This window comes from Streptomyces sp. NRRL F-525, from assembly GCF_000716605.1.
GTDB lineage: Bacteria > Actinomycetota > Actinomycetes > Streptomycetales > Streptomycetaceae > Streptomyces.
In genome coordinates, this window is the sequence record NZ_JNXE01000033.1 from 147,902 (window position 1) to 162,889 (window position 14,988).

Annotated in this window: 1 protein-coding gene; it reads right to left on the reverse strand. The window is 71.9% G+C overall.

Annotated elements, in window-relative coordinates; all coding sequences use genetic code 11:
• Positions 1-317: 317 nt before the first annotated feature.
• The gene (locus OO69_RS49030; RefSeq protein ID WP_051801436.1) at positions 318-14,987 is read right to left on the reverse strand and encodes a hypothetical protein; all 14,670 of its coding nucleotides are present in this window, start codon (positions 14,985-14,987) and stop codon (positions 318-320) included.
• Position 14,988: the final 1 nt, after the last annotated feature.

Sequence of the window (14,988 nt, forward strand, 5' to 3'; positions counted from 1 at the left end):
CCTTGTTGAGCCGTACCGCCGGGTTGAGCAGGTTCTTGTTCGGCTTGGTGGTGCTCTGGCCGGCGGAGGCCGAACCGTCCGGCTCGGTACCGGTGTTGCTCTGCGCCACCCGTGTGGACGCGCTCTGGGTGGCCGACCCGGTGCCGCCGAACTGGTCCGACTTTCCCAAGGACTTGAGCTGCTGGGCGCTGTCGGTGGCCGAGACGCCGGTCTCCAGGTACTGCCGGGTCGTGTCCAGCAGCCGGGGCCGGTGCGCGACCGCCTGGATCTCCAGGGAGTACTGACCGTCCGCGAAGGTCCCCGGGAGGCTCAGGCCCTCAACTACGTAGGAGTTCTTGAACAGTTCGTGGCCGTGCGCGACGAGACTGCCCGGCGTGATCGCCGCGTGCCGGGTCTCGGCGGCGCGCGTCGTGTTGTCCGTCAGCCCGTGCCCGGCGAGCGGGAAGAGGCTCGCGCGCTGCGGCGCGGCGGGGGCGGGGGCCGTGCCGGGGGCGGTGACCGGGAGGATCGGTCCGGTGGCCGGGGTGGGGGGCGTCGCCTGCTGGGCCTGGTGGCGGATCTCCCGGGCGGCCCGCTGGAAGACGGACTCGATGGCGGCGGAGCCGCGCACGGTGTCGATCAGCGCGTCGTCCGGTATCCGCACCAGCTCCGGGCGCGGGGTGCCCGGCCGGCGCGGGGGCCGCCGCGGGTACGTGGGTACGGCCGTGCGGTACGGCCAGCCGCAGCGAGCCGGTGACGGTCGGCGCGACGGGCGGCGCTGGGGCAACCGGCGGCGCCCCGGGGACAGTTGGGGCCGGGGCCGGTGCGGCGGCCTGGTTCAGGTTCCGCCCGAAGCGCTCGCTCGGTTCGTCCCGGTCGTCCGCGTACAGGTCCAGGGCCAGCCGCACCGGCACGTCGAACGCGTGGCTGTCCTGGTTGGTGGCGATGAAGAACTGGTCGTGGCCGGTGGCGCCGCCCACGGTGTCGCCGTGCGTGATCTGCTGGCCGTGCTGGTAGTCGCCCCCGAACGCGATGGTCCCCCAGCTGCGCAACGGCCCGCCGACACTGCCCAGGGCGCCGAACGCGCCGCTGTACGACTCACCGCGCTGCTCGGCGTCGCTGCCCGCCATCTGCGCCAGGCCCATGACCTGGATGCCCGGCAGTACCAGGTGATGTGTGCTGGGCTGCCCGGTGGCCCGTTCGGCGGAGAGCAGCAGCCGGACCCGACGGACGCCCGTGTCCGTGCTGTTGGGCACCTCGAAGTGCAGAGCGTGTCCGCCGTCGACCATGGCGTCGGTGGCGGCGCGCAGCCCGGTGCGGGAACGCGCCTCGTTCAGCCGGCGCAGGTTGTTGAGCTGGGCGTGCAGCCGGACCTGGTGCTCGGGCTCGTTGTTGCGCACGGCCTGCTTCACCCGGCCGCCAACTCCGGTAGGGGGCGGGGCCGTTGGGTCGAGCGGCAGGAAGCCCTCGCGGCGCAGCCACGTCTCGGCCTCGTTGAACAGCGGATCCGTGCCGGTGACCTCCAGCGGGGCCGCGCTCAGCCCGACGCCGTCCAACCGCTCGAGCGAGTCCGGGAGTTCACGCGTCTCGGCGGCCGTGGGCGTGTGCCCGGCGGCGGTCGTCCCGCTCAGGAGCCGCAGATCCATACCGTGCGGCCGGGAAAGCGCCGGAGCGACCAGTTCGGTGCCGTCCGGCCGGATCAGGGTGACCCGGTAGGTGACCGCGGTGGGGGCGAGCAGATGGCTCTGGTTGGTGCGGATCGCGTGCATCGTGCCGGCGGAACTGCTCGCGCTGTACGTGTTGGTGACGGTCGCCTGCCCCTGCACGCGCAGACCGAGGCTGCCGCTGATCATGCTCGACGCGTCCGGATGCCCCTGGCTGTGGTCGCCGGTGAGGGCGACGGCGGCGGTGCCGCTGACGCCGATCCCACTGGTGTACTTCGAGGAGAGATCCACCTTCGCGGTGTTGACCAGATGGCTCTCGAGGTTGATCTGACCCGCGGTGCTCTGCCGCAGCGGGGTGCTGGTCCCGGGCTGGGTGACCAGGTGCAGCATGCCGACCGCGTTGCCGTCGGCGCCGGTGATCACCGGCGAGTAGAGCCCGCCGTGGATCTGCATCGGCAGCGTGCCCCGCAGCACCTGCTCGGAGAGGAAGTCCGCGACCTGCCCGGCGGCGGTGGCGTCCAGGTGGGTGCCGAACGCCTGGTGGACATGCTCGTACAGCGCCCGGGGATCGATCACGGAGTCGACGCCGTAGAGCGGGAGATCGGTCGGCGCGGCGGGCGCGGGCAGCGAACCCGGCGCCGGATCGGCGGTGGTGAGGTGCCGCGGGAACCAGATCGTGGTCGGCCCGTGCGACACCGGCCCGCGCCATCCGTCCGTCGCCGGGGCGGTGGCGGGCGCGGTCGGCACGGCCGGGGCGGCGGGCGGCGCGGTGACCGCGGGACCGTCGACGCGCACGCGCCAGTGGGTGGTGAACTCCACTGGATCAGAAGGCTCGTTGGAGCGCTGGGCGGACGTCGTCTGGACGGCCTGCGTGACGGTCGTCGCGTCACTGGCCTGGTTGTGCGTGATGGACAGCGTCACCGACCCGTCCACCGCCCGCACCGGCGTCGGCGCGGTGATCGGGAACGTACCGGTCCACGGCGCCTGGATCGTGCGGTACGTCCCCGACGGCTGGCTGGAGAAGTTCTCCCGGGTCCCGAACCCGCGCCGCTCCACGTGCTTGTCGGGGTCCCGCAGGTCGAAGCGCCCTTGCCGCAACGAGGCCCGCGCGTCGGAGAGCGTCAGTTGTACGTCGACGGTGCGGTCGCGTCCGCCGACCGTGACGGTGATGCGGTGACCGCCGTTCGAGCGCAGATACGGGAGTTGGAGCGCGAGGTTCTCCCGGCTCAGCGCGTCCCGCACCTGCTCGCGCACCGACTCGGGCGGGTTGTCGACATCCAGCCCGAGCGCCTCGTAGACCTGCCGGTGCAGCCCCTGCATCACCTCGTCGGAGAACGGCTCCAGGTACACGAGCCCGACGGTCCCGTCCGGGAGTGCGCCGTAGGAAGTGACGTAGCTGGACGGGAGTTGGCCCCGCGCGGGCGGCTGTGCGGTCGGGGCCTGGGAGGTGGGCCAGGTGGGTGGGGCGTCGGCGGGGATGGGGGTGGTGTCGGGGTCCTGGGCCGGGGTCGTCTCGTTCTGGCCTGTGTGGTCGTGGAGTTGAGGACCCGCGGACGTGACGTTCTCGATCGTGCGGAGATAGCGGCGGGGGATGTGGACGGGGGCCTGCGTGGTGGCCATGACGCCGGTGGTCTGGACGGTCGTGCTGTTCGGGTGGTTGCGCAACAGGAAGTCGTTGTCGCGCTGTTCGTCCGGGAGGCCGAGGTAGTGCAGGACCTCGTGGAGGAGGTCCTCGTCGGAGTGGTTGGCGTCGAGGTGGAGTTGGTTGGCGCGGCCCGGGTTCTCGGTATTGGTGAGAGTGATCGTCTCGGGGTGGGCCGGGTCAGCGATCAGGTTCAGGTTGATGTGGAGTTGGTCGCCCGAACTGGGCAGCGCCAGGCCGGAGTTGAGGTGCGAGTCCAGAAGACGCGTGATGCGCTCGTTGAGCTGCTGGGCGAGGTCCGGGTCGGTCGTGGTGACCGGAAGGTTGAGCGTGTAGTCGCGGATCCACTGGCCGTTGGGCGCCTGGATACGACGGACCTGCGCACGGACGAGAGTCGTGGCACCGCTGAGGACCCCGGGCCGGGGCGAGTTGGACTGGTCCGTGTGCGGATCGAACCGCTCCGTGCTGTGAACGGCAGGGCGGGCATACGGGCGCAGACCGTGCCACGTGTCCTTGGGCGCGGGATCGGCGACCCGGGACGCGGGCCGCTCGTCGTCGGCGTCACGCGTGGGCGCGGGACGGTAACGCCCGTCCGGCTGAACGCTGTTGGCGTCCTCCGGACCCCGGGGTGCCTTCGACGGCGTGATGTCCGCGGGGGTGTTGTCGGTGAGGGGCCCGGCGTCGGTGGCGTTGTAGTGGTTCAGGCCCGTGTAGTGGACCTCCAGGACCCGGGTGGCCGCGGGTGAGCCGACGCGGGTGACGGTGCCGAGGCCGGTCGACGGGTCCGGCCGCAGTACCTCGACGGCCACGTCCAGGGTGTCCGCCAGCAGCGGGAGGAACAACTCGCCCTGGTTGCTCTCGTACGCCTTGGACCAGTTCTGGACGGCGTCGAGCGCGTGGGCCAGTTCGGCGTCGGTGAACTGGGCGTCGCTGACGGTGTATCCGTGCCCCAGCAGCCTGCGGAGCTGGTCGTCGGAGAGCTGGTCCGGCGTGGGCAGTCGGCCGGTGTCGCGGAGGTAGGCGAACATGTCCTGGACGCTGGGAGCCGCCGGGCCGGTCGCGTTGTCACCGGTCAGCGCCTCGATGTACAGCGTGTCGAGGTCGTCCCGCTCCAACTGGTCCGGCTCTGTCACCCCCGTGATGCCGTACTCGTCGAGGGTCGCGAGGAGTTCGGGCCGGTTCATGGCCGCCGTGCGCCCGTCGAACCACCCCGCGAGGGTCTGCCGTACCTGGCCCACCACCTCGTGCGGCAGCGGGCGTGCACTGCGCGCGGTGAGCAGGCGGTCCTCGGCGAGGATGCGCAGCTGGTCGGCCGCGAGCATCAGGTGGTGACCGGCCCTGGGCATCGGGGTGCCCGGCCGCCACCGGGTGAACTGGGCCAGCCCGGCCCGGACTTGGGCCGGGTCGCCGAGCCAGGCGTAGGTCTCGGGAGCCTGGGTCCGCAGTCCGGTCAGCCGGTCGCGGACCCGTGCCGGGTCGGTGCCGATGAACGTGTAGAGCATGCACCGGCCGTCACCGCGGGTCGGCACCAGATTGCCTCGCGGCGCCCGCACTTGGAAGGCGGCGGGCTGGGGGGCGGTGGGGATGACGGGGGTGGACGACGTGCCGTTGGTGTCGTCCTGGGCAGGGGCCTTGCCCTTGCCCTTGCTGTCCTCTGTCTTGGGTGCGTCGGTGTCCGTGTCCGCCGGTGCGGTGGGCGAGTCGGTGGACGTGGTGATCGTGTTGCCGACCAGGGCGTCGAACGCGCTGTCCTGGGCGGAGGTCGTGCCGGGGTCGCCGGACGTGCTGCCCTCGTCCCCGCCGGTGGTGTCCTTCGGCGGGATGACGGACGTCGTCGGGTCGGGAGTGGTCAGTTCGGTGTCCGCGTCCGAACTGTCGTCTCCCCCTGCGTCCTCGTCCCCCGAATCCTCGTCCCCGGTGGTCGAGTTGTCGCTCTCGGAGATGTCGCCGTCGCCGGGGAGCGGTGAGTTGCCGGTCGAGGGACCCGCCGTGCGAGGACGGCCCGAACCCGGCCAGCGCGGGCTGACCGAGGCCAGCGTCGTGCGTGACGTGGGCAGCGTCGAGGGGGCGGAGGCCAGCACCGGGCCGGTCGCGCCGGGCAGCGCGGTCTCCGCCGCCGCCCGGCGCGCCGCGGCGTCGTCGCGCCTGCCGAGGGCGTTTTCGATCCGGGTGTCGATGTCCCCGAGCGTCTGCGCCGCCCGCTCATGGTTCTCGCGTGCGTCCTCGTGGACCAGCGCCGCGTCCTCGGCATGCCCGCGCGCCGTGCCGGCGTCCGAACGCCGGGTGCCCGCCGTGGCCTTGGCGCCCGGAAGCTGCGCCCGCGCCTCGTTCAGGGCCGCCACGTCACGGTCCAGGCCGGCCTGGGTGTCCCGGAGCGCGGCACCGTCCCGCTCGAGCCCGGCCCGCACCTCGGCGAGGTCGGCGTCCAACTTGCCGATCTCCGCGGTGACTTCGGTGATCTGCTGGGTGAGACGGGGGTCCACGGCGGGGGCGGGGGCGGTGGCGGTGGTGTCGTCTCCAACTGGCGGTCCTACGACCGTTTCCGGCGCGGGTGCCACGACCTCGTCCGGCGTCGCGCTCTCGACCGTCGTAGCGCCATCCGTGTCGCCGGAGCCGGAACCCCTCGCCGCCGAAGCCTCTGCCGCGCGAGCCGTGAGGTCGGCCAGCTGGCGGCGGGCGGTGTTGATCCGGGCGCTGAGGCGTAGCTCCTGGCGCTCGCCCTCGGAGACCGCGCCGGTGAGCGGGCCGATCGTGCGGCGGGCCTCGGATATCCCGCCGACCAGGGTCTTCTCGCGGGTGATGAGATTCTGGAGGTTCTGTTCGGCCTGGTCCGCGTCCTGTTCGGCGGTGGTCGCGGCCGTGTCGGTCCGGTGTGCCTCGTCCGCCGCGGCCGTCAGCGCGGTGGTCGCGTCGTTGAGGGCGTCCTGCGCGTCGGGCCGCAGTTCCCGCTGCTCGTACTCGTCGTCAAGCGCCGCGGTGTGGTCGGCCTCGGCCTGGTCGAACGCGGCGGCCTCGCGCTCGAAGTCCGCCCAGGCCTGGTCCAGGGACGCGACCCCGGTGGTGGCGTCCGACGCCTGCGGCCCGGTCAGCGTGCCGTCCGGGTCGAAGGTCCAGACGCGCAAGCCTTCCGGGCCACGGGTGACGAGTTCCACCGGGCGCCCGTTGTCCCGGGCCGCCCGCGACGCGGCGTAGAGGGCCAGGGTCAGACGGGAGCCGTCCGCGTCGGGGCCGGTGGCCACCCAGAGCTGGAAGCCGTCGTCCGTGAGGTCGAGGCCCGCGTTCACGTTGTTCCGTACGTCCCCCGGCCGCGTCGTCGCCCAGTCCTCCGGCGCGGTGCCGGTGCCCTCGGTGAGCAGGGCCGGGAGGTCGTAGACCTGGGGCATCGGGTTGGGCTCAGTGATGCCGTGGCCGAGGGCGTCGCGTTCCTCGACGCGGATCGTGGCCGTACCGGTGACATGGCGGACGCCCTCGGGCCCGGCGACCTGGATGTGGACGTCGGCCCGCACCTCGTAGCTGCGGGTGCCGCGGCCGTCGGCGGGCAGGCTGGTGCTGCCGGTCTTGAGCCAGTCGCGGCGGCCGCCGGAGACTCCGCTGCCGAAGTTGCTTGCGTCCACGGGCCGTTGGAGCACCGGCGGGGTCGCGCCGAGGAGGTTGCGGTCGGGGTCGTCGGCGCTCAGGACGAACGGCAGCGAGAGCCCGCCGGTGGTGTCGGCGCCGGAGACCGTGCTGCTGCTCTGGGTGCTGATCCGCAGCCGGTCGAGGGTCACGTCGCCGCCGTCGGTGACCACCCGCGGCCGGTACAACGAGACGGTGAGGGTGGGCCGTTGGTCCGGCGCGTTCTGCAACGGGAACGCGCCCGGCATCGACGGCAGCATCCCGCCGGTCTGGCGGGGTGTGTCCAGCGAGATCGTGCCGGCCTGGATGAGTTCGCCGAGCCGTACCGACGCGTTCTCGTCGGAGGTCGAGGCGGGCACGGAACGCCAGCCGCTCCCGGTGTCCGGGGCCACCTCGTCGAGGGCGGTGTACAGCTGGCTCCACGCGTCGAAGCCGTAGACCGGGACGGAGCCGGTCGGGTGGAACAGGTCGGCGTCCCGCAACGCGGGCTGTGTGCCGGGCAGTTGGCGGGGGTCGACCCGGGACACCGAGGGCGGCGCGGGTGCGGGCAGCGGAGGCCGGGTGCCGTCGGTCTCGCTGCCGGTGAAGCGCAGGCTCACCTGGGCCGGTACCCGGACCTGGCCGCCGAGTTCGCCGGAGAGGGTGCGGCCGATCCAGGAGCGGGTCTGCGGGTCGGCGTCGTCCCAGGCGATGACCCCGCGCTGTACCAGCGCGCCCACCACGTTCGGCGGCCAGTCGGTGACCAGGGTGGTGCGGACGGTGGCGACCAACTCGTAGTCCAGGCCGTCGAAGTCGGCGGCGCTGTCGGTGCGCAGCCAGAACCGGTCCTCGGCGGTGCGTCCGCTCTTGTCGACCTTGCTGGACGAGGCGACCACGTTGACGGAGGGACCGAGCCGGTCCGTACGGTCGTCGGCGTCGGGGCGGGTGAACCGGGCCGTCGGGTTGCCGGTGAAACGGTGTGTCCGGCCCACCGAGGAGGAGAGCGAACGCCCCTCCGCCGTGTGCGAACCCCACTGCTCTATACCGGACTTGTCGCCCGGTACGGCGGTGCCTCGCACGGCGCCCCGCTGCGCGGCGGTGCTCGTGGGGCGGGCCGAGAACGTCACCTCGACCAGGGCCGAGCCGCCGAACCGGTGGTGCCGGAAGCTGAACCTGGTCTGTCCGCCGCCGCGCCCGATCAGCGCGCGCTTCCCGGCGACCCCGGTGTTGTCGGCGATCAGCGCGGCGACCCCGGGCAGGTAGGAGGCGTGGCCGGGGGTGGTCGCGCCGGGGGCGTAGCGGTCGACCAACTGCCGTACGTCGTTGTGGAATCGGGAGCGCTGCTCGATCGGCGGGGTCGGCGTCGGGCCCGTGCCGGGGTCGGAGAACTCGGTGACCGAGTTGACCGCGGCCAGGCCGAGGGTGCCGTCGTGGATGTACCGGTCGGGCAGCGACGGGCTCGTCAGACCGGTCGTCGACGGGTCGGCCGGGCGCTCGGGCAGGGCGCCCATCCACCGTCCGTCGCGCCGGAGTTGACTCTCCGTCATGAGGAACTGGAGCCCGCGCGGCACGTCCACGGCGAGCGTGACGGTCTCCGCGGGCCCGAACCCGAGGGAGTTGGCGACCACGTTGCGGTGCCCGGACCGTACGGTGATCAGGTAGGTGACGTCGGCCGTGATCCGGTGCTGGAGGCCCGACTGGGTGGGCGTCCGGTTGGTGCCGGTGCCGCTGGTGAGGGTGTCGGACTTGTCGCTCTTGCGGTCGTACTGGTAGCGCCCGGACGGGTTGAAGCGGGACGGCGTGGACGGCGTGGGTGCCGGAGAGCCGGCGGGCTGTGAACTCGCGGGAGGAGTCGGCGGGTTGTTCTGGGTGGCCGAGCCGCCCACCCCGAACTGATGTGTTTTCCCAAGCCCCTTGAGCTGCTGCGCCGAGTCGGCGGCGGAGATGCCGGTCTCCAGGTACTGGTTGACGCTCTGCGTCAGCCGGGGCGTGTGGGCGACGGCCTCGATCTCGATCGCGAGCTGCCCGTCGGCACCGAGCCCGGGCAGCGTCAGCCCCTCCACCACATAGGTGCCGCTGAAGATCTGGTGCCCCCGGCCGACCAGCGAACCGGGCGAGAGCGCGGTGGTACGGGCCTCGGCACTCACCGTGGTGGTGTCACCGAACGGACTCCCGACCAGTGAACTGCTCAGGAACCCGGTGAAGTTGTCCACCAGCCGGGAGACGCGGCCGGGAGGGGCGGCTGGTTCCTCATCAGTATTGGTTTCGGTGTCGGCATCGGTGTGGGTGTCGACACCGGCGCCCGTCACGATCCGCCGGAACGCGTCCTGCAGCGCCCCCGAACCCCGCACCACGTCGATCAGCGCGTCGTCCGGGACGCGGACGACATCCGGGTGCGGATCACCGCTGACCGGGTCCGTCAGGGCCAGCCGGTCCCGGTCCTGCTGCGTGACCTGTCGTACGGTGAACGGCTCGCCGTCCGGCGCGGGCTCCGCGTCGGCCAGCGTGCGCTCGTGCGGTACGGCCAGCCGGATCGTGCCCGCGACACCCCGCTCGTGGGGAACCTGAAGGCCCAACTCCGGCTCGGGCTGGGCGTGTTGGTCGGGCGGTGCCACCTCGCCGAACCGGACCACCGGCTCCTGGCCCGAGCCCTCGTACAGGTCGAGAGTGAGGCGGGCCGGTACCCCGAACTCGTGGGTGTCCTGCCCGGTCCCGATGAAGAACTGGTCGTGGCCGAGCGTGGTGCCGGTGGTGTTGCCGAGCGTGGCCTGGCCGACGTACTGGTAGTCGCCGGTGGCGCTCAGGGTCCACGCGCCGCCGTGCGGGGTGGGCACGGTGAGGCCGCCGCCGAACCCGGCGCCGAGGCCGTAGGTGTTGCCGAGCCGGGCGGTGCCGCCGCCCGCCGCCTGCGCCAGGCCCATGACCTGGATGTTGGGCAGCACCGTGCGGTGCTCCACCGGCCGGTCCGGGTCGCGCTGCGCGCCCAGCTCCAGCCGTACCCGGCGCCGTCCGGTCACGGAGGGGACCTCCAGGAACAGCGAGTGGCCGCCGTCCACCATGGAGTCCGTCGCCGCGCGCAGCCCGAGCGGGGAACGCAGCTCCTGAAGCCGCCGCAGATTGTTCAACTGCGCCTGAACCAGCGTCTCGTCGGGCAGTCGGCCCCGGCGCGGGGCGTTCGCCGGCGGCGGCAGGAAGCCGTGGTCCCGCAGCCAGGTCTCCGCGTCGTCGAACAGCGGATCCGCGTCGCCCTCGTCCACCCCGAGCGGCGCGGTGGACTGGCCGATCGACTCCAGGTTCTCCAACTCGGGCGGCAGCACGCGCACTTCGTCCGGCTCCGGTGCGTGCCCTTCCGCGTCCTCGGCGCTGAGCACCCGCAGATCGAGAGCGTGGGTCCAAGTGCCGGGCGTATAGGTGGAGATGGAGCCGTCGGGCCGGATCAGGGTGAGGGTGTACTCGACGTCCGCCTCGGTCAGCAGGTGGCTGCGGTTGGTGCGCACCGCGTGCATGGTGCCCGCGAGGTTGCTGGTGCCGAACACGTTCTGCGCCGCGAGGCTCGCGGTGCCCTTGCCGTTGACGGTGCCGCCGATGCCGTGGGAGGCGTTCGGGTGTCCCGCGCTGTGGTCGTTCGTGAAGGTCGGTCCGACGCTGCCGGTGAAGGTCACCCCGCTGTTGAACGACGTGTTCTGGTCGTTCTTCACCGAGTTGACGACATGGCTTTCGAGGTTGATCTTCTTGTCGAGGCTCTTCGCCACCGGGGTGGTGCCCCGGACCGTCGCGTCCAGCCGCATCATGCCGACCGCGCGTCCGTGCGCGTCGGTGAGCACCGGCGAGTACAGCCCGCCCTCGACCTGCATCGGCAGCGTGCCCCGCAGGATCGGTTCAGCAAGGAAGTCCGCGAGCTGGGCCGACGACGTGGCGTCCAGGTCGTCGCGGAAGTTCTCCGCGGCCCCCTCGTACAGCCGCCGCGGATGCAGCACCGAGTCCACGCCGTAGATCGGCAGTGTCCTGATGTCGGCGGGCGCGGGCAGCAACTGACCGGGATCGCTGTCGGCGTCCACGACGTGCTGCGGGAACCAGATGGTGACCGACCCGTGCTGCGCGGCCGGACTCCAGTCGCGCGCCGGGGCGGGAGGCGCGACGTCCGTGGCATCTACGTCTGCGTCGCCCACGTCCGTGATGGCGGCCGGCGCGTTCTCCTGGACCGTGCCCGGGGCCGGCGCGTCCACGCGCACCTGCCAGTTGTCGTCGAAGTCGTAGGCGCGGGAGGGCTCGTTGCTGCGCTGGGCGCTGGTGGTCTGCACGACCTGGGTGACCGTGGTCGAACCGTCCGCCTGGTTGTGGGTGATGGTCGCGCCCAGCGCGATGTCCACCCCGCGGACCGGGCCCGCCGCGCCGACCGGTACCGAACCCGTCCACGGCACCGGGATCGTCGAGAACGTGCCGGACGGCTGCGCGGAGACGATCTCCCGGGTGCCCTGCCCGCGCCGCTCCACGTGCTTGTCGGGATCGCTCGTGTCCAGCGTGCCCTGCCGTACGGACGGCCGCCGGTTGTCGAGCGTCAGCCGTACGTCCACGTCGCGGTCGACACCGTCGACGTCCAGGACGATCCGGTGACCGCCGAGACTGCGCAGATACGGCATGTTCAGCGCCAGCTGCTCCGCCGACAGCACGTCCCGGAGTTGCGTGAGCACGGGGTCGTCCGGTCCCGGGGCGGGCCTGCCGAGCGCGGTGAGCACCTGGCGGTGCAGCCCGTCGACCAGGTCCGGCGCGAACGGCTCCACGTGCACGAGCCCCAACTGGCCGTCGTGGCGCCGCCCGTAGCCACCGAGGTAGGAGGTACGGCGGCCACCTCCGACCACCGACTCGGTCGGCGAGGTGGTGTCGCCCTCCGGGGTGGTCAGGGTGATGTCCGGCACCGACGACACGACCGCGGGAACGGTCTCTGTCTCGGTGTCGGTGTCCGTCTCCGTATGCGTGTCGGTGTGCGTGTCCGTCGGATCGACGTCCACCGTGTCCGTGGACGTGGTGGCCACCGGGGTCGGGGCGGTGTCGTTCTGATCGACGGTGGGCGGGGCGGGCGGGTCCGCGCCGGGCGCGCCCTTGACCGGTTCCCGACGTCCGGCACCGCCCCGGGGGTCGTCCGCGGGATCGCCGACCAGGGTGCCGATCAGTGCGAGGTGCCGGGGCCTGAGCCCACCCGACCCGTACGCCGGGTCCGACGCGGGCGTGAACCGCGTGGGGTCGCCCATCAGGCTGTTGGTGCCGCCGCGGTGCGGGGCGGCCGAGTCGAAGCCGCTCTCGTCGCGCAGGCCGACCTGGTGGCCGATCTCGTGGGCCAGGTCGGAGTCGGAGATGTCGGCCGGCCACGAGTGGTGGGTGGCCGGGATCCCGTCCGTCGGGTCGGTGAGAGTGACGTCGAGGTGCGGTGTCTCGCCGGGAGCGGCCGGTACGACGGTGACGCGCAACTGGCTCCCGTCCCCCAGCCGGTGGCCCGGGGTGTTGAACACCCGCTGCACACCTTCCGTCAGCCGCTGCTGGACACCGTCGACCTGTGCCCCCAGCCCCGGGTTGCCGGTGAGCCGGTAGGTCACGGTGAGATCGGTGACCGGCACCCCGTCGTGGGTGAAACGCCGCACGGCGAAACCGGCCCGCACCACGTACTGGGTACGCGCACCGTCCGCCCCGAGCGGCCGCGAGACCGGATCGACCCAGGTATGACTCCGCTCCGAGGGAGTCGCCCCGGCCCGCGCCTCCTCGTAACTCCCGGGCTCCGGCGTGGAGTTGGGGGTCACGGAGGGGGTGAGCACGACGGGGTCGGGGGTGAGGCCGGGGGTGCTGGACGAGAGATCCGAGGAGGTGTGGACGGTAGCTGGTGCCGGCGCCGGGGTGACATCGCCGGAGTGGGACGGCTGCGTCACCTCCGGCGCGGGAGTCGCCTCCGGCGCCGAACTGGTCGTAGGGGGCGCGCTGTTGCTGGTGGTGGCGACGGGAGTGGGCAGCTCGGTGTGGGTGTCCGTGCTCGTGCCGGTGTCGCCGTCGGTCACGGTGTTCGTGTCGGTGTCGGTGTTGCTGACGGTGCCGGAATCGGAGGGGGAGGTGTCGATGCCCTCCGTGCCCGTGCCGTTCGTGGTGTCCGTGCGGGTGCTCTCGGAGGTCGTGCTCTCCGGGCGCCCTGTCGCCGTAGTACGCGGACTGCCACCACTGTGCGAGGACGTACCGGAACCTGAACCGGACGTACTCGTGCCGGTGCCCGTGCCCGTGCTCGTAGTCGGCGGTACGACGCTGGTGTTGGACCCGCTCGCGACCGGAACGTCCGGCGAGGGCAGCGGAGTTGAGGTGTCCGAGGAGGTCGAGGTGTCGTTCTGCTGGCCGGGCCCCTGGGCGGGCTCCTCCGTGTCCTGGCCCGACGGCGTGTTCTGCGTGTCGTCACCGGTGTTGTGCGGCTGCTGCTGAACCGTCCGCACGGGCGCCGGAGTTCCCGACTCGGTGCTGTGCGGGCCGCCACCGGCGTTCGAGGGCGAGCCGGACCCGGTCGTGTCCGAGGTGTCGTTCTGCTGACCGGTCCCCTGTGGCTCGTCGGTGGTGTTCGTGTCGGGCTGGTTCCGCGTCGCCGTGGGCGTATGACTCGTGGCCGTAGGGGTGTTGGACTGCGAACTGCCCCCGCCCGACGTGCTCGTCGTCCCGTGCGGGACGTTGCTCTGGAGGTCTCCCCCGTCGACCTTCACGTCGTCGATGTGGGTGTCGGTGGACTCGGGCGGCGGGGTGTTCGTCGGCGTGCGTTGAGGCGTGGTGGTCGTCGAGGAACTGCCGTTGGTCGACGTGGTGTTGATGGGTCCGGGGCCCGACGTGGTCGACGAGTCGGACGACGGGCCGTTCGTCGAGGAGGTCGAAGGGGCTTTGTCGGAACCGGTGTTGGAGTCGGAGTTGGAGTTGGTCTCCTCGTCCGGGATGTCCGCCGTGCCCAGGGTGTTGACCTGCGGCGGGGTGGTGAAGTTGAACTTGTTGCCGATCGCGCCCGCGCCCTGGCCCAGGTGGCGTTCGCTCATCGAGCTGAGGCCGGCGCCCAGGAAGGTGTTCAGGGGGTCGATGGGGAAGCCGAAGATGGACGCCGTGGCGACCTCGCCGAGCGTCTCCGCGCCGCCCTCGGTGAGGAAGTGCTCGAAGTCCTCGCCGAGTTCGTGCTTCACCTTGTCGCCGAAGGTCTTCGGCTTCGGGGTGGGCGTCGGGGTCGGGGTCGGCGTGACGTGCGGGGTCGGCGTCGGGGTGGGCGTGGTCTTCGGGTTCGGGGTCGGCGTCGGCTTCGGGTTCGGCTTGGTGTTGAGGTCGGGGTTGTCGAACTTGTGGTTGTTGAACTTCTTCCCGTTGCCGCTGATGTCCTTGAACGGGTTGTGGGTGTTGAAGATGTTCTTGAAGTTGTTCTTCAGGCCCTTGCCGAGGTCGTGCAGCAGGCCGTGGAACAGACCGGTGAACGCGCCGAAGACACCGTCCTGGACGATCTGCGACCAGTCGAAGCCGTTGGGCCGGCGGCCCTTGGGCGCACCGAGCATCATGGCCAGCCGTACCGCGAAGGTGGTGAACGCCTCTTCGAGCGCCTCGGTGAGGCTCGGCATCAGATGCGTCTTCTTCATCAGCCATTCCATCAGCGTGAGAATGGCGACCCGGCTGCGGGCCTTCGCCACCGCGGCCTGGCTGGAGGCGGAACCCCCGGTGAAGGCGGACAGCACCGCGATGACCAGCAACTCGATGAGCAGCCGCACCAGTTCGGCGATGATCTGCCACTTCGACTCCATGATGTCCATGGAGGACTTGGTGCGGGACTGCCCGATGCTGTCGAGCTGGTCGGCGAAATCCTTCAGGTAGTTGACGCCGCCGCTGTCGAGGAACATGTGCATCGCCCGCACATAGTTGTTCCCGACCTGCGGCGGCAGCGCGCGCGCCACCCCACCGGCGGTCTGCTCGATCAGGTCCGAGAGGTCACGCATCCGCCGGCCCAGCCGCTCGTACGGCTTGCCGTTGGCGAACGCCATGTCCTCGTCGGCCTGGAGGAACTTCTCGCCGATGAGCACGAACATGAGGTTGTTCAGCTGGGGCGACGCGTGGATGGTCATC

Excerpts from the sequence above, each read along its gene's own strand:
- OO69_RS49030 (WP_051801436.1), bottom strand. The coding sequence starts at position 14,987 with ATGACCATCCACGCGTCGCCCCAGCTGAACAACCTCATGTTCGTGCTC.